The following is a 24731-nucleotide window of genomic DNA, read 5'->3' on the forward strand; positions in this document are numbered from 1 at the left end:
CGAAGGATCGCTTCCATGGCCAGCGTAGAAATCAAGGGCGTGCAGAAACATTATGGCGGCTTCCATGCGCTGAGGGATATCGACCTCAGCATCGGCGAAGGCGAGTTCGTCGTCATGGTCGGACCGTCGGGCTGCGGCAAGTCCACGTTGCTCAAGACGATTGCGGGTCTTGAGACCGTCTCGTCCGGCCAATTGTTCATCAAAGGCCGGGATGTCACCAAGCTGGAGCCGGGCGAGCGCGGCATTGCCATGGTGTTCCAGTCCTATGCGCTGTATCCGCACATGACGGTGGCCGAGAATATGGGCTTCGGCCTCAGGATGGCCCGGCGTCCGAAGGCGGAAATCGATGCTGCCGTGGCGCGTGCGGCCCGTATCCTCCGGCTGGAAGAGCAGCTCGACAAGAAGCCGAAGCAGATGTCGGGTGGGCAACGGCAGCGCGTCGCCATCGGCCGCGCGATCACCCGGTCGCCCGATGTTTTCCTGTTCGACGAGCCGCTGTCGAACCTCGACGCGGCGCTCCGCACCCAGATGCGTGTCGAACTGGCGACGTTGCATGCCCAGCTTGGCTCGACGATGATCTATGTCACTCATGATCAGGTCGAGGCGATGACCATGGCGAGCCGCATCGTCGTGCTCAACAAGGGCCGGATCGAGCAAGTGGGTGCGCCGCTGGACCTTTACGGCAATCCGATCAATCTTTTCGTCGCCGGCTTTCTCGGTGCGCCGCGGATGAATTTCGTGGCCGGCAAGGTGGTCGCGGCAGACGACCGATCGGCGAAGATCGATTGCGCCGGCGGCCTGGCGGTCGAGTTCAACACATTGGCGGAACCCGTGAAGGTTGGCGATGTGGTGACCGTCGGCGTGCGCCCGGAAAAGCTGCGCATCGATGACCAAACGGCGGCCTTGTCGTTTTCGGCAGAGGTCCGTCTCACGGAATATCTCGGCCGCGAGACGATCGTCTATGCCGATGCCGGTGATCTCGTCACCACCGGATCCGACAGCGGCACCGGCGCTTTCACGGTGCAGATCGGCGACATAAGGCCATTCGCGCCGAGCGCCAAAATCACGGTCGGCTTCGATCCGCGCGACGCCTATCTCTTCGCGGCCGACGGCCGCACCGTCACTCCTCCCAAGCCTTCCGCGAAAACTTGAACAAGGACAAGTGAAATGAATCGCACCACACCAGCGCCGTTATCGGTCTGGCGCACCCTGAATATTGACACCTTCCTGATCGGCGCGCCGCATTACCCCGAACATGTCGACGAAAGCTATTGGCAGCGCGATGCCGAGCGGATGGCGGCTGCCGGCTTCAACACTATCCGCCTCGGTGAGTTTGCCTGGCATATCATGGAACCCCGCGAAGGCACGTTCGACTTCTCGCTTTTCGACAGGGCGATCGAGGTGCTGGGCGCCCATGGCATCAAGACCATCTTCTGCACGCCGACCGCGACGCCGCCGCGCTGGCTGACATCGACCTATCCCGAAGTGCTGCGCGTTGACCAGAGTGGCCGCACCGCCAGCCATGGCTCCCGCCAGCATGCCGACACCAACAGCCCGGTTTTCCGGATGCACAGCCGGCGCATCACCCAGGCGCTGGCCGATCATTACGGGGGTAATCCCGACGTCATCGGCTGGCAGACCGACAACGAACTCAACACTACCGTCTCGACCTCCTATTCGGAGGCCACGGAACGCGAATTCCGCCGCTACCTGCGCGACAGATACAAGGACATCGCCGCGCTGAACTTCGCCTGGGGCGGAAATTTCTGGGCGACCGCCTATGACGATTTCGACCAGATCACCGCGCCGCGGCAACACAATCCGGGCTTTCCGTCCCCCGGGCATGTCCAGGACTATCACCGTTTCCTGGCGCATGCGACGGCTGCCTTCCAGCACGATCAGGTCGAAATCCTCCGCGCCGCCAATCCGGATTGGTTCATCTTCCACAATCTGGGCCGGCTCGAAGACATCGATTTCCGCGGTCAGTTCGGGCAGGACCTCGATTTTCTCGGTTTCGACATCTATCCGATGCTCTATGACGAGATGCGCCGCACCGGCGGGCATGCTGCGACGCAGGCACTGCATCTCGATGTCTGCCGCGCCTATAGCGGCAATTTCATCGTGCCCGAGCAGGCGTCGGGCTTCGGCAGCCAGCCCGGTTTCTCGACGATGACGCCGGAGCCGGGCGAAATGCGGCGCATGGCGATGAGTTCGGTGGCTCGTGGTGCCGACGGGCTGATGTTTTTCCGCTGGCGTCCGGCGCATTACGGTGCGGAAATCTATTGGATGGGCATTATCGATCACGATGACGTTCCGCGCCGCCGGTACAAGGAAGCGGCGGAATTCGCGTCCGACATTGCCAAAATAAAGAACGACCTGCTCGGCACGACGGTGCGCATGGACGTAGCCATCGCAGGCGCCGATTTCGACAACCAGGAAGCCTATAAGACCTATCCGATCGGGTTGCCGAGCCCGTTTGAAGACGCGGTCCACCTGCATCGCTATTGCTATTCGAACGGCATCGCCTGCGGCTTCATCCATCCCGAAGACGATCTTTCCCGGATCAAGCTCCTCTACGTTCCCCATTGGGTGATGTGGAAGCCCGAATGGGATGCCAAGGTCGAGGAGTTCGTCAACAATGGCGGTACAGTCGTATTCGGTGCGATGACCGCGACGCGGGACGCCAACAATCATATCCCGACGGTCCAGGCGCCCGTTGGCGCATTGTCGAAACTGTGCGGCGTGCGTGTCGAGGAGTTCGGCCGGGTGACCGAGCCGGGGGCAGGCGGCCTTTTCGGCCTGCAAGGCACTGAATTCGGCATGCACAATCCGGCGACACAGCTTCCATCCAGTTCGGCGGCCCGCCGCTACAAATTCGTGCTCGGCAACCGCGAGCATGAAGCGGCGCATCTTTACGAAATCCTCGATATCGATGCCGATGTCGAAACCCTGGGCAAGTGGAGCAGCCGCTTCGCCGCCGGCCGGGCGATGGTCACCAGCCGCAAATCCGGCAAGGGTCATGCCGTCTACATGGGAACATATCTGACGGCATCACTGGTCGAGGGGTTGGCCGACCAGTTGTTCGGTCGTGCTGGGATCGCACCGCTCGTTGCAGACCTTCCGGAAACAGTGGAAGTGACCGTTCGCGAAGCCGCGGACCGCAAGCTGATGTTCGTTCTCAACACCGATGAAGCGCCTGTCACCGTGACATCGCTGCCTGCGGGGATCGACATGCTCACAGGCGATAATGTGCGTTCTCATTTGACCCTGGCACCGCATGGTTGCGCGGTCATTCGGTTCTGAGGCGAGCGCACTATGCGTACACGATCGGCTGCTGCAGACTGCTGGCAGCCGATTGACGATCGCCTCTACCTCCGCGCGGTAGCCTCTTACTGCCCCTTTGTCGAAGGAAGTGTTACAGGTCTTAAAAACCTGCAAACTGACGAGGCAAGCCAATGGCAAAGATGATCCATTCGATGATCCGGGTGCTCGACGAGCGGCGATCGGTCGATTTTTACCGCCAGGCCTTCGATCTTGCTGTTGCAGATCGGCTGGATTTCGAGACGTTCACGCTCATCTATCTCAGCAACCAAAATACTCCGTTCGAGCTTGAGCTGACGGTCAACAAGGGCCGGACCGAACCCTATACGCTCGGCGACGGCTACGGACATCTTGCCCTCTCCGTTGACGATGTCGATGCCGAGCACGCGCGGCTCGCGTCGCTCGGGCTCAATCCCGGCAAGCTCATCGACTTCAACCACGATGGCAAGAAGCTGGCGCGGTTCTTCTTCATCAGCGATCCGGATGGTTACAAGATCGAAGTGTTAAAGCGTAGCGGCCGCTATCTTTAGGACGGGCGAGGGTCCCGCTACCGGCTTGGCTCGACATGCTTATAGACCGTCGTTCGGGAAAGGCCGAGGTCGCGGGCGGTCCGCGAAATGTTCTCGCCGGTCTTGCGATAGACGGCACGGATCTCCTGGCATTTGGCCCGGCTGAGCGGCCGGCTTCGGCATTCCTCACAGCAGTCGCGCGCAAGATCGGCCACCGGTCCGGCCTCGTCGAAACAGCCTTCGTCGATATAGTCTGCACGCCTGCGCACCAGCGCCCGCTGCAGCACGGTCTTGAGCTCGCGGATATTGCCCGGCCAGGGCCGGCGCGAAAGTGCGGTGATTGCCGCGTCGGTCACCGGCGTGCCGGGCGCCATCCTGTCCATCAGGTGGCGGACGACGCTGCCGAAATCGCTGCGTGCGCGCAGCGGCGGCAGGCGGATGAGAAAGCTGTTGAGGCGATAATAGAGATCGGCGCGGAACTGTCGCTGCGCCACCATATCTTCGAGGTCGCGGTTGGTGGCGGAGACGATCTGTATGTCCACTTTCTGTGCCTTTTGTCCGCCGACAGCACGGATTTCCATGCTGTCGAGGAACCTGAGAAGCGAGGTCTGCGCTGCGAGCGGGATATCGGCGACCTCGTCGAGGAAGAGCGTGCCGTGATCAGCGGCGCGCGCCAGTCCCGGCGAGCCCTCGGCGCGCGCATTGGTGAAGGCGCCGCGTTCGTGGCCGAAGATTTCCGCGATGAACAGTTCTTCCGGCACGGCGCCGCAATTGACGGCGACGAATTCGCCCTTGCGACCGCTCAGCCGGTGGACATGCCGTGCCATCAGCTCCTTGCCGGTGCCGGTTTCGCCGCAGATATGCACGGGCATGCAAAGCGCGGCCGCCTCGGCGAGATCGACAAGCGAGCGCTTGATCTGGGAATCGTCGGCGACGAAGTCCGGCGCATCCTCTCGCTGGAGCAGCGTCGGCATTGCGGGCGAGGGGCGTTTCGCCATCGCCGTCTGGCGGGCGCCGATCTGCCGGCAGACCATGAAGACGCCGCTGCCCGCCCGGTCGCGCAGGCGGATGACGCCGCCGTTCAGGAGCCCGTCAATGGCCGTGCCGAAGCCTGCCTCGAACAGGCTGTCGAACGGATGGCCCGGCGTCGCGGCCAGTCCGGAAAGCAGCGCTTTGCCCGGCCGGTTGATCGAAAGTACCTCGCCTTCGAGCGAAACGGAGATCAGCCCGGCCGAGAGCGTATCGAGATATTCGGCGCGCGGATGGAAGGCGAAGACGAAGCTCTTGGCGCTATCCTGGTAGATCAGGCCGTTCTCGATCTGGGCGGCGGCCATCCGCACCAGCGCATGCGTGTGCTCCTGCCGCGCCTCATGGGCTGAGGAGGCATCGAGCAGGCCGAGGATTTCGCCGGCGGAATTGAAGATCGGCGCCGCCATGCAGCTCAGATGCCCGTGGCAGGCGAAATAATGCTCGCGGCCGTAGATCGCCACCGGCGCGCCGATCATGCCAGCCAGGCCCAGCGCATTGGTGCCGCGCTCGCTCTCGTTCCACATGCTGCCGGGAATGATCGACCGGCCGGCCTCGCTGTCGGCAAATTGCTGGTCGCTGATCGTATCGAGCACGATGCCGTCGGCGTCGCCAAGTGCGATCATGAAATTCGAGCCGGCGATCTGCGAATAGAGCAGCTGCATCTCGGCGAGCGCCAATAGCCGCATCGCCGCATTGGCCTCGCGCCTTCGCTTGACATCGGCAAAGGCGATGACGCTGTGGCGCGGGCGGCCGCGTGGGTCGAGATTGGCGTCGCGGCAACGCTGCCAGCTGTCGGCGACGAGCGGCTGCAGGGCGCCGACGGGAAACCGCTCGCCCCGTTCCAGCGCGGTGCGGGCGCGGTCCATTCCGGAAAGATGCTGCATGTCTCCTCCTCAGGCATCCATTGCAACAGGCTAGCAGCCGCGGGAGACGGCGCAATAGACAGAAACTGGACAGTGCCGCTGTCCACTTCGTTCAGGCACTGGACGGCGCCAAGATCGCGAACATCCATCATGCCTCTGATAATGCTCGGTATTTTCAGATGGCATGGCGCTTGCTCCCTTCCTCTCGACGGGCGCAGATCCCGGCAATGGAGGAGAAGAAGCATGAAAGCGCAAGTGTTGACCAAATATGACGACAACCTGAAGGCCGACCAATGGGTCTCGCTGCAGGAGGTCGCCGATCCCAGAATCACCAAATCCACCGATGTCATTGTCCGGATCGGCGGCGCAGGGGTTTGCCGCACCGACCTGCACATTATCGAAGGCGTCTGGCGGCCGCATATGGACCCGGATGGCAATGCGCTGCTGCCGCTGATCATGGGCCATGAAAATGCCGGCTGGGTCGAGGCGATCGGCAAGGAGGTCGAGGGCATCAAGGTCGGCGATCCCGTCATTGTCCATCCGAAGATTTCGGGCGGCACCTGCCTTGCCTGCCGGCGCGGCTTCGACATGCACGGTCCTGGCAAGTTCCCCGGCCTCGACTGCAATGGCGGTTACTCCGAATATCTCTGCACCTCCGAGCGCAATATCGTGGCGCTGCCAAAGACGCTGGCGCCCAAGGAGGTCGCGCCCTATGCCGATGCCGGGCTGACCGCCTATCGCGCCGTCAAGAAGGCGACGCGGCAGCTGTTGCCAGGCGAGAGCTGCGTCGTCATCGGCGCCGGCGGCCTGGGCCACATCGCCATCCAGTGCCTGAAGGCCATGTGCGCGGCCGACGTGATCGTCGTCGACAAGTCGGATGCATCGTTGGAACTCGCCGGCAAGATCGGCGCCGACAAGCTGGTCAAGGCCGATGGCAACGAGGTCGAGGCCGTGCTGCAACTGACCGGCGGCCAGGGCGCGGAGGCGGTGATCGACTTCGTCGGTGAAAAGGGAACGACAACCAAGGGTCTCGCGATGACCCGGCCGATGGGGAGCTACTATGTCGTCGGCTATGGCGAGGAGATTCGCGTGCCGACCGTCGACATGGTGATCAGCGAGAAGAACATCATCGGCAACCTCGTCGGCACATGGGCCGAGCTGGTCGAGCTGATGGCGCTTGCCGACCGCGGCCTCGTCGACCTGACGACGGTGGAATACCGGCTTGCTGACGCCAACCAGGCGCTCAAGGACCTCGCCAACGGCAAAATCCATGGCCGTGCGGTGCTCATCCCCTGAGTGGTCGCCCGGCCACGCGCCGCGCGGCCGACAATGCCGCTGAGCTCCCCGTGACAGCGTTTCGCGGGGAGCATTTTTCGCAAGCAAGATTTCGCGGGAGGAGAAGCAATGATGTGCAGGGTATTGACGGGTCAAAGTCCGCAGCGGTTCCACAAGGTCAGCCGCTCGGTCAGGATATCGGGGCACTCCACCAGCGTCCGCCTGGAGGCGGCGTTCTGGCAGGTGCTGGAGGACATCGCGCGAATGGAGGGTCTTTCGACCTCTAAACTGATATCGCAACTCTATTCCGAAGCGCTGGAATTGCATGGTGGTATGTCCAATCTCGCTTCCATGCTGAGGACGGTCTGTCTGCTCTATCAGGAGGAGCGCGGGCAGCACGCTGCCGCACCGCGCCTCGCCTGAAAGCGAGGGCAGGTCGGCGCCGGCGAGGAGGGCCGCTGCCGACCCTCCGATGGCTCTTATTCGGTCAGTTGGTCTTTCTGCTGCCGGTGGCGCGGCCTTCGGCGATCCAGCGGGCGCCGAGCACGAGCGCCCCCATGCTGAATTCCTTGCCGTGCACGGCCACCATCTCTTCGGAGAGCTTGGCGATCTTCTCGAAGAAAGCGTCCTTGCTCTTCTCTTCGGCGTTGAGTTCGGTCTGCATCTGTTCCTCCATTGTCAACACATTGATGTTATTTGAAGATTTCATCGGGGAAGGTGACGATCGCCGCACTGCCGAGTGCGTCGCCGATCGCGAGATGCCGGCCATCCGCCGACCATTTTAGCGCGGTCACCGGCCCGCCACCCTCGCGGATGATCAGTTCCGCAGGTGAGCTGATCGGCGCGACCACGACCCGGCCGTTGGCATAGCCCGCCGCCGCGATGTTTCTGAGCGGATGGGCGGCGACTGCGGCCACCAGCACGAACCCAGCCTTACCGGTCGCCAGCGCACCGCGTGCTCCTTCGGAAAGCGGCGCTGCCGCCATCGTCCATCCGGCGATCCGATAGGCGCCGCTGGCGAGAAGTGCGTTGGCGGCATTGCTCCAATCGACCTGGCCGACCGGCCCAGGAAAATCGGAGAATGTCGCGGTATCGCCGGTTGCGGCGTTGAGCAGGCAGAGCCCACCTTGCTCCAACCCGCAAGCCAGCCAGGTTCCATCGGGGCTCCATTCAAGCGAAAGTGGCTGGGTGGAGAGTGCGCGTTCTGAGATCGGTTCGTTTGGTTGGGTGGCCGACCGAATGCTCAGCCAGCCGTCGCCGGCCAGGGCCAGGAGTGCGCCATCCCCGGATATGGACAGGATGTCGACTGCGCAGCCACCGAGATCCAGTTCCGCAATTGGTCCGGTTTCTCCGGACTGGAGCCGCAGATGATCTTTCACGACGGCGGCGGTCATCCCCGTCTGGTGGCTATGGGTGAAGGCGGAAATCGGGCTCTGGTCGGCAAGCAGCTTGCCGGCAATCTCGCCACCGCGGTTGAGGCGCAATAGTTCGCCGTTGGCGGTCAGCGCCAGGAAGCCGCCTTGAGCGTCGGCCGACAGGCGTGTCGCCTCCTGAAGGCGCGTATTGATCAACGGCGACGGCTTGCCTTCGCGTGGGCGGATCGTCGTCTGGCCGTTGTCGACGGCAATGCGTGCCTCCGGCGGCTCGTTGTCGGCGAGGCGGGCGAGCGCCACGGCACCGTCGGCCGCTGCTATCGCCAGCAAGGTCGCATCGGCATTGAAGCACAGCTGGCTGACCGAGGCCCGGCGCTGCCATTGGCGCGCCAGGAGATCGAACAGGGTCAGGTTCGGCATTGTCTGCTGGTTCATCTCATCCTCCCTTTGCCGCCTCGATCTCCCGGTCGAGTGCGGCGACATCCTCTTCCGCCGCTTCGATCTCCCCGGCGCAATCGACCAGGGCCTGTCGCATCGCTTCGGCGCTCTCCTCCACCTCATGCAATTCCTGCACCAGTTGGCGATTAGCGGGATTGCGGGCGGTTTCCATCTCAAGCCGCAGGATCTCCATTTCGGTCCCGGCGACCAACTGCGTCAGCTTCAGCGCCTTGGCATTCAGCGCCGAGACGACGGCAACGCTTCCGGCACGCTGGCGGATGAGGTCGAAGGCTTTTTCGTCGCGGGCGGCTGTCACGGCTCTCTCCTTTTGGTTCTGCGGCGGTATCATCGTTCGCGGCCTTCCGGCGATTTCCAGGCGTCCAGCACCACGGGCAGTTCCGGGAGCTGGCTTCTGAACTGGTTTTCTGCCATGCCGACATAGCTGCGCAGCTGGTCCCAGATATCCACCCGGATCAGTGTGTCGCCGGTCAGTTGCTCCATTTCCTCGACGCGGAACTGCCGGGAAAGGGAGACGCCGGAAAACACGAAATCGCGCAGCATCAGCGCATGCTTTTCGGCAAAGGCATGGATCATCGGATGCGTCTCCGGCGTCACGCCGGTCATGGCCAGCTCACCAAGGATGAAGCGCTGGAAATGGCTCTGCATCAGATGCTGGCTCTCGCCGATGAACCGCATGACAAAGACGAGGTCACGCTGCATCAACCCGGCAAGCTGGGTCGTGACATCGCTGCTGGGCGCGCCCGAAGGCCTGAAATTGCCGTTGCTGCCACTCATAGTGCCTCGCAAATCAAAGGAATATCCGGTTTGGCGGGGCTGAAATCATAATTAAAGAATAGAATTATGTCTATAAATGTTTATTTCTATATGACGATTATATAAGAGCGTGGCGAAAAATATAGATAGTGTTACATTTGTAAATTACGATTGTAAAATAACGTTACACTCAATGTAATTTCCGAAAATATTAAATGCCGAAAGCACTGTATTTTCGAATTGGCACGGCCTTTGCATCGTCTATCGCATAACAAGCCATCGCGTTCACAGCGACGCTAGAAGAACGAAGGAGTGGGGGAGCGGTTCGCACGCATCCGGTCGAGGAGGCCGGACATCCCCAGAGACCTTTGCCGTGATCCACTTGAATGGCCGGACCGCCGGGTCGCGCCTTGGCGCATCCCTTTGCCGTGCCATTCCAACTTTCGCTCGCGGCGCCCGGTGCGCCGTTCCGGCCGGGGCCAGAGGGGCCTGCGGCTCAAACACAGTGGAGGCTGATGACGATGTCGTCTTTGACGCTTAACAAGATCACTTCGCAGCGCGGTATTTCCGTGGGCGAGGCAACCAAGAAGATTTCCGATCTTGGTTGGAATCCCACCTATGTCCAGGAAGCGATGACGTTTCCGACCGACTACAAGATCAGCAAGGCGCCGCGCGATCCGATGAAGCAGGTGCTGCGCTCCTATTTTCCCATGCAGGAAGAAAAGGACAACCGCGTCTATGGCGCTCTGGATGCGGCTTTGCGCGGCGACATGTTCCGCAATGTCGAGCCGCGCTGGGTCGAGTGGATGAAGCTCTTCCTGGCGATCATTCCCTTTCCGGAAATCTCTGCCGCCCGCTCGATGGCTATGGTCGCCCGGCTGGCACCTGGCGAAGATCTCAGAACCGGCTTCACCATGCAGATGGTCGACGAGTTCCGCCACTCGACGATCCAGATGAACCTGAAGAAATGGTACATGGAGAATTATATCGATCCGGCGGGCTTCGACATTACCGAGGAAGCCTTCGGCAAATGTTACGCCACGACGATTGGCCGCCAGTTCGGCGAGGGCTTCATCACCGGCGACACGATGACGGCGGCCTGCATGTACCTGACCGTGGTTGCCGAAACCGCCTTCACCAACACGCTGTTCGTCGCTATGCCCTCGGAAGCGGCGCGCAACGGTGACTATGCCCTGCCGACCGTGTTTCTGTCGGTGCAGTCGGATGAAAGCCGCCATATCGGCAACGGCCATTCGCTGCTGATGGCGGCGCTCAAGGAGCCGGAAAACCACCTGCTGCTCGAGCGCGACCTGCGCTACGCCTTCTGGCAGAACCATGCGATCGTCGATGCCGCCATCGGCACGTTCATCGAATACGGCACCACCAACCGCGACAAGAACAAGGAATCCTATGCGGAAATGTGGCACCGCTGGATTTTCGAGGACTATTATCGCACCTACATGCTGCCGCTGGAAAAATACGGCATCAAGGTCCATCACGACGACGTGCATAAAGCCTGGAACCGCATCACCAAGAAGCACTATGTCCACAAGGTGGCGCAGTTCTTCGCGGTCGGCTGGCCGGTCAACTTCTGGCGCATCGAGGCCCAGCGCGAGGCCGATTTCGAATGGTTCGAGCAGAAATATCCGGGCTGGTACGCCCAGTTCGGCGACTTCTGGAAATGGTATGACAAGCTCAGCCATCGTGGCGAGAAGATCATCACCTTCAACGAAGACGTCGGCTACGTCTATCCGCACCGTTGCTGGAGCTGCCTCGTCCCCTGCCTGATCCGCGAGGATATCGTGGTCGACGAGATCGACGGCAAGCTGCATACGTTCGCCCACGAACTCGACCGCTGGACCGCCGTCGAAGCCTTCTCGGACGAATACCAGGGCCGCCCGACACCGGCCATGGGCCGCTTCAGCGGCAAGCGCGAGTGGGAAACCGTCTATCACGGCTGGGATCTCGCCGACGCGATCAAGGACCTGAACTTCGTCCGCTCCGACGGTAAGACGCTGGTGCCGCAGCCGCACCTGCGCTTCGACGGCAAGGACATGTGGACGCTGGACGACGTGCGCGGCCACACGCTGATGTCGCCGCTGCAGATCCTGCGCGACATGTCGCCGGCCGACCGCGAAAAGCATCTCGCCGAATACCGCGCGGGCTTCACCATCACGCCGTTCCACTGAGACGCCGATCCGCGGAGGCCGGCTCCGGCCTTCGCGACTTCAAGGGAAGAGGGCCGTTCCTTCCGGGGAGCGTGCAGGAATTGGGAGATTCCATAGATGGCTGAAGCTCAAAAAGCGCATCAGGAGGCGCACAAGGTGCGGCTCGAGCCGGTCGGCGTCGAATTCGAGGTCGAGCATGGTGAGACGGTGCTGAATGCCGCGTTTCGCCAAGGCATCGCCCTGCCGCATGGCTGCAAGGAAGGCCAGTGTTCGGCCTGCAAATGCGTATTGCTCGACGGCGAAGTCGATATGCTGAAATATTCGACATTCGCGCTCAACGACATGGAAAAGGAAAGCGGGCACATCCTGCTGTGCCGCTCGATCGCCTATTCCGACATGGAAGTGGAGCTCCTCAACTATGATGAAGAGCTTCTGGCCAAGGCGATCGCCGTCAAGACTTACAAGGGCCGCATCTCGCAGATCGAGAAGCTGACCCATGACATCCGCGGCATCGAAATCGAACTCGGCTCCCCGATAAAGTTCTGGGCGGGACAGTATGTCGACATCACGGTCACAACGGAAGAAGGGGAGACGATTACGCGCTCGTTCTCCATGGCAAATACGCCGAGCGAAACCCAGAAACTCTCCTTCATCATCAAGAAATACCCACAAGGAAAGTTCTCCGGCGAACTCGATTCCGGAGGCATCCGGGTCGGAGCCGAGGTCAGCGTCGTCGGACCCTACGGAACCTGTTTTCGACGGGAAGACCGGCATGGACCATTAGTGCTCGTCGGCGCGGGATCGGGGATGTCGCCCGTCTGGTCGATCCTCAATGACCACCTTCTCAGCGGCGAGCAGCGGCCCGTCTATTTCTTCTATGGCGCCAGGACAGAGGATGATCTCTTCCATCTCGACAAGATCGAGGACCTGGTCGGCCGCTATCCGGACGTCACCTTCATCCCCGTGCTTTCGCACGCTCCGGAGGATGGCGGCTGGACCGGCGAGCGCGGCTTTGTCCACCAGGCGGTCGACGCCAAGCTGAAGGAGCTGGCGGTGGATGGCGAGGGCGATGTCTATGCCTGCGGCCCGCCGCCGATGATCGATGCGCTGCAGCCGGTGCTGTTCATGAACGGCTTTGAAGCCGAGCGCATTTTCTTCGACAAATTCACCACTTCGTCCGGGGGAGGAACTCCGGGTCATTAGATCGCCCCGCGCCAAGGCGCGGACAAGGCGATCGGTAAACGGGAAGGCGGACTGTCGTGCATTTCCATGAACCACGACAGTCCGGAGCTGGACGAAGAACGGACAGCATCAAGGCAACTGCAACAAGGGAGTGAGAACTATGCCTGCAATATCGAGTTCAGTCGGGTCGGGTGCGGCAGGAGCGGCAATCTTTGCCGATTCCGACAGCCGGCGGTATCGCTATTTCGATCCGAAAGGCCAGCGCGCCACCCACTACGAGGACGTCACCGTCGACGTCCAGCCGGATCCGGAACGCTATCTGATCCAGAACTGGATCATCTCTTTCGCCAATGGCAAGGGCGCCTATGTCAAGGACAACACCGCCGCCAAAAGCTCCAACTGGCATGCCTTCCGGGCGCCCGACCAGGAGTGGGAACGCACGCACTACCAGCGCCAGTCCAAGATCGAGACCATGGTGCAGAGCGTGATCGGCAATGCCCGCCGCGCCGGCGCACCGAAGGCGTTCGACAAGGTGTGGATCACGATCCTGCAGGCCCATCTCGGGGCGTGGAAGCATGCGGAATTCGGCCTCGGCACCTCGCTGATGCAGGCGCAGCGCTACGGCTATACCCAGATGATCAACAACGCGACGCTGACCAATTCGTCCTACAAGCTGCGCCTCGCCCAGGACATCACGCTTTATCTGGCCGAGATCGGCATGGATATCGCCGGCTGGGACGACACTCTTGGCAAGAAGCACTGGCTCGAGGATGGCGTCTGGCAGGGCACGCGCGAAGCGATCGAGACGATCATGGGAACGTCGGATTATCTCGAACAGTATTTCGCCATCAACATCCTGTTCGAGCCCCTGGTTGGCGAACTGTTCCGCTCGGGCTTCCTGATGCAGGCAGCGGCCGCCAACCATGACTTCATCACCCCGCCGGTGATCTCGGCCGCCGAGGCCGATTACGAGCGCAATCTCGCCAACACGATCGACCTCGTCTACACGCTCGCGAACGATCACGCCTATGGCGAGGCCAACCGCAAGCTCTTCCAGGGCTGGGTCGCCAAGCACGGCGCGCTGGCCGACAAGGCCGCCCTCGGCCTGCAGCCGATCTGGTCGATGCCTCATTCCAAGCCGGTGTCCTTCTCCGACGTCTATGCCCAGTCCGGCGAACGGGTGAGCAAGATCCTCGGCGAACTCGGCCTGAACAGATAATCGAAGGAGCTTTCAACATGTCAACAGTAGCACGCGACGCATCGCACGATAACATCTTCAAATCGATGAAGGACATCACCTTCGAGCAGACGATCTCGCACCAGTGCGGAGTCACCATGAATGATTCGGTCGAGGCGCGCGCCATTGCCGAGTTCATGAGCAAGAAGCCCGGCGTCACCGTCACCTATGCGCCGGCGATGATCCGCATCGACGGCAACGGCAAGCTGATCTTCCGCATGGACGAGATCAGCGACTATCTCGGCCGCGAGATGACCGCCGAAATCTTCGAGGTCAACACATCAACGCATTACGGCCGCATGGTCCGCATCGACGACAACGAGGTGATCCTGTTCGGCGATATGGACGAGGTGTTCGAATACATCTGACTGTTCGGGAGGGTGGCGCGCCGCATCCGTGGCGCGCCGGACATTCAAATCATTGCAGCGGAGGCAACCATGTATATCACACCGGAAGGCAAGGAAATTTTCGTCGTCGACGGCCACACCCATTTCTGGGACGGCAGCCCGGAAAACCAGCGCAACATCCACGGCAAACAGTTCGTCGAGTGTTTCTACGCCTATCACACCGCGCTTAGCCCCAAGGAACAGCTCTGGGAAAAGAGCAAGTTCGAAAAGTACAGCGCCGACGACCTCTACCGGGACCTGTTCATCGACGGCCCGGACGACGTGGCGATCGTGCAATCGACCTATCTCAAGGATTTTTACAAGAACGGCTTCAACACGATCGAGCGCAATGCCGAGGTCGCCAAGCGCTATCCGGAACGTTTCATCGTCAACGGTTCCTTCGATCCGCGCGACGGTGAAAAGGCGCTGGAATATATCCACGTCATGAAGGAGACATACGACATCAAGGGCGTGAAGATGTACACGGCCGAATGGAACGGGGCCTCGAAAGGCTGGAAGCTCAACGATCCCCAAGCCTACAAATGCTTCGAGCTCTGCGAGAAGCTCGGCATCAAGAACATCCACGTCCATAAGGGCCCGACGATCATCCCGCTCAACAAGGACGCCTTCGACGTCCATGATGTCGATTATGCCGCCACCGACTTCCAGAACCTCAACTGGATCATCGAACATTGCGGCCTGCCGCGGCTCGACGATTTCTGTTGGATCGCGGTGCAGGAGACCAATGTCTATGGCGGTCTTGCCGTGGCGCTGCCCTTCATCCATTCGCGGCCGCGTTATTTCGCCGAGGTGATTTCCGAACTGCTGTTCTGGTGCGGTCCGGACAAGATTCTCTTCGGGTCGGACTATGCCATCTGGACGCCACGCTGGCTGGTGGAAAAATTCTGGGCCTTCGAACTGCCCGAGGACATTGCCAAGGAGCGCGGCGTACAACTGACGCCGGAGATCAAGGAAAAGATCCTCGGCCTCAACGCCGCGCGGCTCTACGACATCGACGTCGCGGCGAAGAAGGCAGCGCTTGCTTCGTCGCCGTTCAGCATCGCTGCGGAGTGAGCGACATGACCTCCCTCGCTCTGTCAGAAAGCCGCCAGGGGGAACTCTGGCGGCGCCTCGAAGCGGTCAACGATCCCGAGCTCGACGAGCCCGTGACCGAGATGGGTTTTGTCGAGCGTGCCGAAATCGCCGCCGATGGCAGCGTCAGGCTTGGGTTTCGCCTGCCGACCTATTGGTGCTCGCCGAATTTCGCCTTCCTGATGCTCGACGATATCCGGACGGCGCTCGACGGGCTTTCGTGGTCGCCGGCCTATCAGGTGACGCTGCACGACCATATGTTCGCGGATGAAGTGAACAGGGGCGTTGCGGAGGGCAAAAGCTTCGCCGAGATTTTTGGTTCGCTGGCCGAACAGACCGATCTTGAAGGGCTGAGGGAGAAGTTTCGCCAGAAGGCTTTCAAGCGGCGGCAGGAGGCGGTGATCCTGGATCTCAAGGCGCTCGGCATCGCCGAGGGCGAGATCGTGCTGATGACGCTTGCCATGTTCGACGCCATCGTCGCTGGCAACGAGCAGGTCGGCAAGCTGAGAGCACGCTATCGCGAGGCGCTGTTGCAGCGCTGGCCTGAGTTCAGCGAGGACGACACCGTGATCGTCGATTACGACGGCGGGCGGATCAGTCGAGAAGGCCTACCTGCTCATCTTGCCGATCTCCGCAGCGTCCGCATCAACATGGAGTTCAACGGCGCGCTCTGCCGGGGGCTCAAGCATACGCGCTACAAGGAAGTGGACGTTGTCGACGGCGAGCCGACGCTGGTCGATTTCATCATGAACCGGGTGCCTGCGCCTGAAGCACGCCCATCGTCGGCCTGTAACTGAACCAGCGGCCTTCCAGCATAAGGCCCCAAATCAACAAACCGCCCGTCAGGCGGAAGGAGGAGCCATGCCCAAACTGATGTTGCACAATTCCGATGCGCGCCGGGCGCTTGCCCGCGGTGTCGCCAGGCTGGCCGCCGCCGTCGAGCCGACGCTCGGCCCGCGCGGCATGAATGCGATGATCGACCGGCCACTCGGCACACCGATGGTGACCCGCGATGGCGTTTCGATCGCCTCGGAGATCGAATTGCATGACCGCTTCGAGAATATGGGTGCGCAGGTGGTGCGCGAGGTCTCGATGCAGACCAACGAAATCGCCGGCGACGGCACGACGACGGCGATCGTGCTCGCCAATGCCTTGGTGCAGAAGGGCATCGAGGCCAATGAACGCGGCGCCAAATCCGTCGACCTGTGCAAAGGCATCGACCTTGCCGTGGACAAGATCGTCGAAGCGCTGAAGGCCAAGGCCAAGCCCGCCAAGGGCAATGGCGTGCTGGCGGCCGTCGCCAATATCGCCGCGACCGATGCGAGACTCGGTGCGCTGGTGGCGGAAGCCTATGAGCGTGTCGGCAAGGACGGCATCATCACCACCGATTTCAGCGTCACCACCGAGACGACGCTCGATGTCGTCGAGGGCATGTCCTTCGAGCGCGGCTATCTTTCGCATCACATGGTCACCAACCAGGAGAAGATGGAGGCGGTGCTCGATCGGCCGCTGATCCTGATGACCGATCTCAAGATCAGGGAACCCTCGGCGATCGAGGCGGTGCGCGGCATCGCCGCCAAGGCTGGCCGGCCGTTGCTGATCGTCGCCGAGGAAGTGTCGCCCGATGTCGTGGTGATGCTGCTCGGCAAGCAAGGGCCGGGCAGATACCTGATCGTGCATCCGCCGGAATATGGTCATTGGCGCAAGGCGATGATGGAGGATCTGGCAATCCTCACAGGCGGCCGGGTGATCGCCCGCGACCTCGGCGGCCAGATCGAGGATGTGACGCTCGATGACCTGGGTTCGGCGGAGCGCGTCATCACCAGCGCCACCTATACGACGATCGTGCGTGGCGGCGGCGATCCGGCGGCCATAGTTGCCCGCCGTGCGCAGGTGCAGCGGCAATATGAAACGGCGCCGCCCAATATCGAGCAGGACAAGCTACGCGAGCGGCTCGCCAAGCTCTCCGGCGGCACCGCGGTGCTCTACGCTGGCGGGGTCACGCCGGTCGAGCAGAAGCGCACGATCCAGCTGATCGAGGATTCCCTGCATGCCGTACGTGCGGCGGCGGAGGAGGGGGTCGTGGCGGGCGGCGGCTCGGCGCTGGCGCAGATCGCGCCGGTGCTCGATAGCCTGCTCGAAAGTGTCGACAATGACGTTGCCGAAGGTGTGCGCCTCGTCCGTTCTGTGCTGACCCGGCCCCTCTGGCGGATCGCCACCAATGCCGGCGGCGATCCCGATGCGATCATTTTGGAAGTCACCCGTGTCAACAGCGGCCATGGCTACAATGCCGCCACGGGCGTCTACCAGAACATGATCGAGGCCGGCATCATCGATCCGGTGCGCGTCACCTATACCGCGCTACGCAATGCCGCATCCGTCGCCAAGCTTATCCTGACCACCGAGACGCTGATCGGCGATCTCGCCGAAAACGAAGCCGATCCGACCGAAGGCCCAGCACTGGGCGGCGGCGCGGAGAAGCTCGGGCGTCCGTAAGGGAGGACTGGTATTTCCGGTCAGCGGCCGTGAGGATGTCGATTGCCATCATCCTGCGGCCGCCTTGCCTTTGAAAGAGGAGAAGACGGCCGCGGGATGATGGGCAGATATCAAACAAACCCGCGCCGGATCCCGAACTGTTCCAGTTTCCTGTAGAGCGTCGGCCGCGATATGCCGAGCCGTTGGGCGACCTTGCTGAGATTGCCGTGCTCGGCCGCCAGTGCGTTCCTTATCGCCTGCCGCTCCGCATCTTCGAAGCTCAGGACCGCCTGGTTGTCCGATGCATCCGCTCCAGCTCCCGCAGTCATAATCGGATCGTGGCGTTCGATGATTTCGGTCGGCAGGTCCTCCAGGCCGACGAAGCCGTGACGCGAGAGGATATGCAGCCGCTCGACCAGGTTTCTAAGCTCGCGGACATTGCCCGGCCAGCGATAGGCGAGCAGCGCGTCGAGCGCTTCGCTGGAGAAATGCAGCGGCATTCCGTTCTTGCGCGCGGCCATCTTCTCGTTGAAATGGGCGAGCAGCAGCAGGCTGTCGCTGCCACGGTCGCGCAGCGGCGGCACGTGGATCGAGACCGTGCTGATCCGGTAGTAGAGATCGCGGCGGAATCGGCCTGCTTCGACCTCACGCTTCAGGTCGCGATTGGTGGAGGCGACCAGCCGGACGTCGACCGGCCGGGAACGGTTTTCGCCCAGCCGTCGCACAGTCCGATCCTCGAGCACGCGCAGCAGAAAGGGCTGGATGTCGAGCGGCATTTCGCCGATTTCGTCGAGGCTGAGCACGCCGCTATTGGCAAGCTCAAACACGCCCGGCTTGCCTTCGCGCGAGGCGCCGGTAAAGGCGCCGGCGACATGGCCGAACAACTCGCTGCCGAACAGGTCCTTGGTGATGGCACCGCAGTTCAGCGCGATGAACGGACTGCCGGCCTGCTTCTGGTTGCCGGCATGAATCAGCCGGGCGAACAGTTCCTTGCCGACACCGGTCTCGCCTTCGATCAGAAGCGACGTAACGTCCTCCGTCTCGGCGACCCGGCAGGCGATATCGACGGCCGCCCGGAGGCTTTCGCTCTCGCCGACAATCAGCGCGCGCTCGTCCTCCAGCCTGCGCGATTCACGCCGGCTCAAGGAAAAGGTGCGGTTCTCCTGCTTGGGGAAGACCAGGGCTGCGCCGCGCACCGCACCGTCCAGCTCGAGCGCACAAACATGGCAGGATTGCATATCCTCCGGCAGGGCGGTGGCAACGCTGTCGAGAAAGCCGGAATTGCTGAGCTCCGGCAACCGACAGCTTCGGCTGCCTTGGCGCAATCTGTCGCCGAAGCGCTTGCGTTCCATAAGCGGCACGTTGTTGCTGTAGATTGCTCTTCCATGCCGGTCGACGATCATCACGCCGTCGCTGGAGCGATAATTGTTCGCCGAGGCGATGAAGGCTTCGAGCAGCCGCATGCGCTGCTCGTTCTGGGAGCCTGACAGCGCCCGCTCGATCTCGCGGGCGGCTGCGGCGACGAGCGCAATGTTATGCGGCCTGAAAATGTCGGGATGGCCGGACAAGTCGACCACGCCGATGACCTTGCCGTCGAACGGATCGCGGATCGGCGCGCCGGCGCAGGTCCAGGTCTTGATGCCGGCGCAGAAATGTTCGGCCGCATGCACGAAGACCGGCTCACCGGTCCACAGCGCAGTGCCGATGCCATTGGTGCCGACGACATCCTCGGTCCATTTGCCGCCAATGCCGAGATGGATGTCCATGCCGTCGTAGAGCGTCCGCTTGTCGCCGATCGCATCGATCAGCACGCCCTCGCTGTCGGCCAGAACCAGCATGGCGCCGGTTCCCTCCAGCATGCGGCCAATCGCCGAGAATGGCCGCTGTGCCGCCTCCAGCAGTTCAGAACTGCCCCGTGCCAGGGCCTCGACGGCATCGCGGTCGGTTTCGAGCGGCGCCTCGTTGCGCTGCGCGTCGATGCCGCCGCTGGCACAACGATACCAGGAATCGTGGATGGTCGAGCGTACCGGCAGCGAAGGGCGCGACGGCTCCGTGCGGCCTTCCAACAGGGTCTCCCAGGCCTTCATCGTCGTCAATTCGTCATAGGCCTGATGCAGGGTCATTTCGCTGGCAATCAGCCCGCTCACTTCGGGCGTCCGGTCCGGTCCGAAATTTCCCGGCGTGGATGAATTGTGTCTCATCGGCTATCACATTCCTCGTTCGAGGGAACTGGACTTCGGGCACGCAGTCTCGCAGGCGGAAGCCGGGCCTGCGACCGTTACGTCTCGGGAGGAATGTCGAGCCTCAGCCCGATATCGGCGGCCAGATCCTTGTCGCTATAAGCGGGACCCAGGAGCACGCCGTCGATATCGGCGAGCAGCTCGGCGATTTCGTCATCGAGAGGCGCGATGAAACCGTTCGCCTTTGTCGACAGGCGGAAGATTTTCGTGCCGCGCGCCTCGCGGATCTCGCCGAAATGCTGCAATTGCCGGCCCGTGCCGACATCGACGGCAATGACGCGGCCGTTGGCCGTGACGCGAATTTTCGGTTCCGGTTCGGGCGCAGGCTTTGCGCTGCCGCCGATATGGATGATCAGGCCCTCGGCTTGCGGCACAGGCTTCGGCTTCTTCGATTCCGAGTAGCGACCGCTGCTCAACTGGTCGGCCAGCTTGGTGATCACGCCACGATTCTGCTCGATCAGCCGCTTGACTTGCGCGTCCTCCCGACGCGGGCCGTCCTGCTTCGAAAAGATCTCGACCATAAATCCTCCCAGATCCTGTCAAGAACGGAATATGCACTATCCGTTGGAAATGCGTAGCACATTTCACATGCGCAAGACAGCGAATGTAACCCACACCGATCCGAGGCAGGTGGTATCCGGCGACGGCGTGGCGGGTTATTCTAAAAGTCCGCGACTTTGCCCCACACCGACGAGCTGAAACGATCAGGGTGGTAAGGAGCCGGATCGACCATCGGTGATGCGCCAGTGACGATATCTGCGACGAGACGACCGGCTCCGGGACCGATGCCAAAACCGTGGCCGGAAAAACCGGCGGCGAGAATGAAGCCGGGGAGCGTCGATATTTCACCGATGCCGGGCACGCCGTCCGGCGTGCTGTCGATATAGCCGGCCCAGGCGGCGGTAATATGGGTTTTGCGCAATTCCGGCAGCAGTTCCAGTGCTCGCGCGTGGGTCAGTTCGATGGTTGCCTGGTCTGGGCGTGGGTCGAGAATGCGCATCCGCTCCATCGGCGTCGGCCGGTCAAGACGCCAGCGCGTGAGCGTTTCGTGGCCCGAGCGGAATCCCTCCAGCCCGCCGGGCGACAGGCTCTTGCGGCGCTTGAGGAACATCGGGATGAATTGCGACGAGAAGCGCAATTGCTGCGGCGTGACGTCGATCCGTCCCCGGCCGCTGATCGCCAGCGTGTAGCCGCCATCGCCGCGGCGGGTGATCGAGACGCCGGCTGTATGCAGCGTGTCCGGCAACCCTTGCGCTTCGGCGGAGACGGAGAGGATCGAGGAGCGGACGGATGCCTGCGGAAAGCGGATACCCAACTGTCTGCAAAACGACGACGCCCAGGCGCCGCCAGCGAGAATGGCGATCCTGGTGCGAATGACGCCGCTCTCCGTCACCACACCGCTGACGCGTCCGCCCTCGGTTTCGAGACCGCGCGCAGCGCAACTCTGGTGCACGCTGCCACCCAGCTTGAGGATGGCGCGCACTGCGGCCGGCGCTGCACTGGCCGGGTCGGCAATCCCGTCGGTCGGCGAGAAGACGCCGCCTTTCCAGGTCCGGCCCGTCGCCTTGCCGCGCTCCGTCGCTGCGGCGCTGTCGAGCATATGCGTGGTCACGCCGACTGTTTTGGCAAAGTCGCGCCATCGCGCCCAGCCGGCGAGCTCCTGCTCGTCGTTACTAAGATAGAACAGACCAGTGCGCCGGAAGCCGGCATCCTCGCCGCTTTCGGCCGCGAAGCTCTCCCAAAGATCTAGGCTTTTCGTGGCGATCGGCAATTCCCGCGCATCGCGGTTCTGCTGCCGGCACCAGCCCCAGTTCCGGCTCGACTGCTCGGCGCCGATCAGGCCCTTCTCGATCAGGGCGACGCTCAGCCCAGATCGCGCCAGATAATACGCTGTGAAAACGCCGACGATGCCGCCGCCAATGACCACGACATCGGCCGATTTCGGCAATTCCGGTGTCGTTTCGATCTTGCGAAGCGGTGCAGGCATTTTTGGTCTCCAAACTGGCTTCCATTTTAGCCCATTGGCGGGCGAAGCGGAGCCGCAGATCGTGGCTCTGCGGCATTTTCTGCTGTCAGACGGCGAAGCAACGAACTATTATGCCCATTGCGGAATTGCGGCATGAATGGACATCGGACGGCATTGTGATAAGTTCGAATTTCGCAACGCACAGCATTTTGTGCTAATAGTGCCGGAGCCGCGTATCCCGATGAAACTTGACCGGATCGACATCAAAATCCTCTACGAATTGCAGAGAAACGGTCGCGTTACCAATGTGGAACTCGCCGAACTGGTGAACCTGTCGCCGAGTCCCTGCCTGATGCGCGTCAAGCGGCTGCAAGCAGAGGGATACATCGAGGGCTATTCGGCGCAGATCAATCTCGGCAAGCTCGGCCAGACATTGACGGTGTTTACCGAGATCACGCTCAAGAACCACCGGCAGATCGACTTCGCACGCTTCCTGTCGGTCGTCGAAAAGATCGACCAGGTGATCGAATGCCATCTCGTCTCCGGCGGCTACGACTATCTGATGAAGTTCGTCACTGCCGGGATCGGGGAATACCAGACGATCATGGAGCGACTGACCGACATGGACATCGGCATCGACAAATATTTCAGCTTCGTCGTGCTGAAGTCACCGATCGTCAAGGCGCATATGCCCCTGCCCAGCCTGTTTCCGATGTAGAGACACGTCGCCAGGGGCGGCGCACGGTCAACCGTGGCCATATTCCCGCTTGAGCTCGGGATCCAGCACCAGGTTGTCGAGCCATTTGGGGTCGAGCTTCGGCACCGAGGCGAACAGCAGTTGGGAATAGGGATGGCGGGTTGCCCCAGCGTTCTCCGGCGTGATCTCATCCACCTTCTTGCCGCCATACATGACCACGATTTCATCGCAGATCGCTTCCACCACCGACAGGTCGTGGCTGATGAAGATGTAGGAAAGCTGCAGTTCGCGTTGCAATTCCTTGAGCAGGTCGAGGATGGCCGCGGCGACGACCGTGTCGAGCGCCGAGGTGATCTCGTCGCAGATGATCAGTTGCGGCGACGCGGCGAGCGCCCTGGCGAAATTCACCCGCTGCTTCTGCCCGCCGGAAAGCTCCGCCGGGTGGCGATAGCGCAGCGTGCGGGGAAGACGGACCATGTCGAGCAGTTCGTTGACGCGCGCGTCTCGCGCCTTGCGGTCCATGCCGTGATAGAAGGCGAGTGGCCGGCCGAGAATATCCTCGATCGGCTTGGCCGGGTTCAGCGCGGTATCGGCATATTGAAAGACGATCTGCATCTCGCGCAGCTGGTCCTGCGTTCTGCCGCGCGCGGCGGGGCTTGCGACAGCGCCGTTGAAGGTGATCTTGCCCGAGGCCGCCGGATGAATGCCGGCAATTGCCCGTGCCAGGGTCGATTTCCCGCAGCCGGATTCGCCGATAATGCCGAGGTTTCGGCCCTTCTCTACCTTGAGGCTGACAGACTGGACGGCGCGAACGATTGGCAGCCCGTCGGATTGAATCTGCCCATAGCCGGCGATCAGATCGCTGATTTGCAGCAAGGGTGCTGCCTGTGCCGGGTCCTGCTTGGTGTCGGAACGCCGTTTTGGCTCGAAGGCGGCCAACAGTTCCCTTGTATAGGGATGTGTGGCCGCAGTCAGGATTTGCGAGGTCGTGCCGGTCTCCTGCGCCTGCCCGCCTTTGAGAACGACGATGCGATCGGCGATTTGCGCCACGACAGCGAGGTCATGCGAGACGTAGACCCCGGCAATGCCGCCGGCCCGCATGACATTCTTGAATGCTTTCAGGACGTCGATCTGGGTCGTCACGTCGAGTGCGGTGGTCGGCTCGTCGAAGATCACCAGCTTGGGATCGCCGATCAGCGCCATGGCGGCGGCAAGGCGCTGCAACTGGCCGCCGGAAACCTGATGCGGGTAGCGATCGCCGATCGTGTCGGGATTGGGCAGCGACAGCGCCTTGAACAGTTCGACAGCGCGCTCGCGTGCCTTCTCCGGCACCATCAGCCTGTGAATACGGGTGACCTCGATCACCTGTTCCATGATCGTCGCTGAGGGATTGAAGGCCGCCGCCGCACTCTGCGGCACATAGGCGACCTGGGTGCCGCGGTATTTGGCGCGTTCCCGCTCCGACATGGCCGCCATGTCCTTGCCATCGACCCAGACTTCGCCGCCCGAAATGCGGCATCCCGGGCGTGCGTGCCCCATCAGCGTCAATGCGATCGTCGTCTTGCCGGAGCCGCTCTCGCCGATCAGCGCAACGATCTCGCCCTCGGCAATCTCCAGGCTGACGCCCCTGATGATCTCGACAACCCGTCCGGCGTCGGTCCTGGCCTCGACATTGAGATTTTTGATTTCAACAAGATTGGCCATCG

22 protein-coding genes are annotated in these 24731 nt (G+C 62.0%); 13 read left to right on the forward strand and 9 right to left on the reverse strand.

All coding sequences use genetic code 11. The features are described 5' to 3' along the window. The first annotated feature begins 15 nt into the window (after window positions 1-15). The 3 genes from AC1D06_RS00895 to AC1D06_RS00905 all read left to right on the forward strand — a co-directional run bounded on the left by AC1D06_RS00895 (window position 16) and on the right by AC1D06_RS00905 (window position 3851). On the forward strand, window positions 16-1152 hold the full coding sequence (locus tag AC1D06_RS00895) for an ABC transporter ATP-binding protein (protein WP_477875381.1): 1137 nt from the start codon (window positions 16-18) through the stop codon (window positions 1150-1152). Window positions 1153-1167: 15 nt separating this feature from the next. Continuing rightward, the gene (locus AC1D06_RS00900) at window positions 1168-3303 is read left to right on the forward strand and encodes a beta-galactosidase (RefSeq protein WP_477984280.1); all 2136 of its coding nucleotides are present in this window, start codon (window positions 1168-1170) and stop codon (window positions 3301-3303) included. Between the two features lie 152 nt (window positions 3304-3455). Further along, complete coding sequence (locus AC1D06_RS00905; RefSeq protein ID WP_477875383.1) at window positions 3456-3851, forward strand: VOC family protein; 396 nt, start codon at window positions 3456-3458, stop codon at window positions 3849-3851. Between the two features lie 17 nt (window positions 3852-3868). Here the strand turns inward: AC1D06_RS00905 and AC1D06_RS00910 are convergent, their stop codons facing one another. After that, a complete protein-coding gene (locus AC1D06_RS00910) occupies window positions 3869-5743 on the reverse strand; it encodes a sigma-54-dependent Fis family transcriptional regulator (RefSeq protein WP_477875384.1) in 1875 nt (624 codons plus the stop codon). 222 nt (window positions 5744-5965) lie between these two features. Here AC1D06_RS00910 and AC1D06_RS00915 point away from each other — a divergent pair, with 222 nt between their 5' ends. Further along, entirely contained in the window at window positions 5966-7018 is a 1053-nt protein-coding gene (locus AC1D06_RS00915) for an NAD(P)-dependent alcohol dehydrogenase (RefSeq protein WP_477875385.1), read from the forward strand. Between the two features lie 111 nt (window positions 7019-7129). Further along, window positions 7130-7420: a ribbon-helix-helix domain-containing protein gene (locus AC1D06_RS00920; RefSeq protein WP_477984282.1), complete on the forward strand. Its 291-nt coding sequence runs from the start codon at window positions 7130-7132 to the stop codon at window positions 7418-7420. Window positions 7421-7484: 64 nt separating this feature from the next. Here AC1D06_RS00920 and AC1D06_RS00925 read toward each other — a convergent pair whose 3' ends face one another. Genes AC1D06_RS00925 through AC1D06_RS00940 form a run of 4 tightly spaced genes read right to left on the reverse strand, consistent with a single transcriptional unit; the run spans window position 7485 to window position 9603 of the window. Next, entirely contained in the window at window positions 7485-7661 is a 177-nt protein-coding gene (locus AC1D06_RS00925; RefSeq protein WP_477875387.1) for a hypothetical protein, read from the reverse strand. A gap of 28 nt (window positions 7662-7689) precedes the next feature. Continuing rightward, window positions 7690-8805, reverse strand: coding sequence for a WD40 repeat domain-containing protein (locus AC1D06_RS00930; protein ID WP_477984284.1), 1116 nt, complete (start codon window positions 8803-8805; stop codon window positions 7690-7692). 1 nt (window position 8806) lies between these two features. Beyond that, window positions 8807-9124: a hypothetical protein gene (locus tag AC1D06_RS00935; RefSeq protein ID WP_477984286.1), complete on the reverse strand. Its 318-nt coding sequence runs from the start codon at window positions 9122-9124 to the stop codon at window positions 8807-8809. Between the two features lie 29 nt (window positions 9125-9153). Continuing rightward, complete coding sequence (locus tag AC1D06_RS00940) at window positions 9154-9603, reverse strand: hypothetical protein (protein WP_477984288.1); 450 nt, start codon at window positions 9601-9603, stop codon at window positions 9154-9156. Between the two features lie 494 nt (window positions 9604-10097). On the opposite strand from AC1D06_RS00940, the gene AC1D06_RS00945 reads away from it, so the two are divergent. The 7 genes from AC1D06_RS00945 (at window position 10098) to groEL (ending at window position 18143) form a co-directional block, all read left to right on the forward strand. Beyond that, window positions 10098-11771 carry an aromatic/alkene/methane monooxygenase hydroxylase/oxygenase subunit alpha gene (locus AC1D06_RS00945; protein ID WP_477984290.1) on the forward strand — a complete coding sequence of 558 codons (1674 nt, stop codon included), beginning with the start codon at window positions 10098-10100 and terminating at the stop codon, window positions 11769-11771. Window positions 11772-11867: 96 nt separating this feature from the next. Beyond that, window positions 11868-12953, forward strand: a complete 1086-nt coding sequence (locus AC1D06_RS00950) for a 2Fe-2S iron-sulfur cluster-binding protein (protein WP_477875392.1) — start codon at window positions 11868-11870, stop codon at window positions 12951-12953. A 139-nt stretch (window positions 12954-13092) separates the two neighbouring features. Beyond that, window positions 13093-14151 carry an aromatic/alkene monooxygenase hydroxylase subunit beta gene (locus AC1D06_RS00955; RefSeq protein ID WP_477984292.1) on the forward strand — a complete coding sequence of 353 codons (1059 nt, stop codon included), beginning with the start codon at window positions 13093-13095 and terminating at the stop codon, window positions 14149-14151. A 17-nt stretch (window positions 14152-14168) separates the two neighbouring features. Continuing rightward, window positions 14169-14537: an MmoB/DmpM family protein gene (locus AC1D06_RS00960; protein WP_477984294.1), complete on the forward strand. Its 369-nt coding sequence runs from the start codon at window positions 14169-14171 to the stop codon at window positions 14535-14537. A 69-nt stretch (window positions 14538-14606) separates the two neighbouring features. Next, window positions 14607-15629, forward strand: a complete 1023-nt coding sequence (locus tag AC1D06_RS00965) for an amidohydrolase family protein (protein WP_477984296.1) — start codon at window positions 14607-14609, stop codon at window positions 15627-15629. Between the two features lie 5 nt (window positions 15630-15634). Then, window positions 15635-16444, forward strand: coding sequence for an iron-sulfur cluster assembly protein (locus AC1D06_RS00970; RefSeq protein ID WP_477984298.1), 810 nt, complete (start codon window positions 15635-15637; stop codon window positions 16442-16444). A gap of 64 nt (window positions 16445-16508) precedes the next feature. Beyond that, complete coding sequence (gene groEL, locus AC1D06_RS00975; RefSeq protein WP_477984300.1) at window positions 16509-18143, forward strand: chaperonin GroEL; 1635 nt, start codon at window positions 16509-16511, stop codon at window positions 18141-18143. A gap of 110 nt (window positions 18144-18253) precedes the next feature. Here the strand turns inward: groEL and AC1D06_RS00980 are convergent, their stop codons facing one another. The 3 genes from AC1D06_RS00980 to AC1D06_RS00990 form a co-directional block, all read right to left on the reverse strand. Beyond that, complete coding sequence (locus tag AC1D06_RS00980) at window positions 18254-20323, reverse strand: sigma-54-dependent Fis family transcriptional regulator (RefSeq protein ID WP_477984302.1); 2070 nt, start codon at window positions 20321-20323, stop codon at window positions 18254-18256. A 77-nt stretch (window positions 20324-20400) separates the two neighbouring features. Beyond that, window positions 20401-20883, reverse strand: coding sequence for a hypothetical protein (locus AC1D06_RS00985; RefSeq protein ID WP_477984304.1), 483 nt, complete (start codon window positions 20881-20883; stop codon window positions 20401-20403). A gap of 140 nt (window positions 20884-21023) precedes the next feature. Further along, entirely contained in the window at window positions 21024-22349 is a 1326-nt protein-coding gene (locus AC1D06_RS00990; protein ID WP_477984306.1) for an NAD(P)/FAD-dependent oxidoreductase, read from the reverse strand. 220 nt (window positions 22350-22569) lie between these two features. Between AC1D06_RS00990 and AC1D06_RS00995 the strand changes: the two genes are divergently transcribed. Next, on the forward strand, window positions 22570-23046 hold the full coding sequence (locus tag AC1D06_RS00995; protein WP_477875400.1) for an Lrp/AsnC family transcriptional regulator: 477 nt from the start codon (window positions 22570-22572) through the stop codon (window positions 23044-23046). A gap of 27 nt (window positions 23047-23073) precedes the next feature. Here the strand turns inward: AC1D06_RS00995 and AC1D06_RS01000 are convergent, their stop codons facing one another. Next, entirely contained in the window at window positions 23074-24729 is a 1656-nt protein-coding gene (locus AC1D06_RS01000) for an ABC transporter ATP-binding protein (RefSeq protein WP_477984307.1), read from the reverse strand. Between the last annotated feature and the right edge of the window lie 2 nt (window positions 24730-24731).

The organism is Rhizobium sp. P2_G2 (assembly GCF_056403555.1).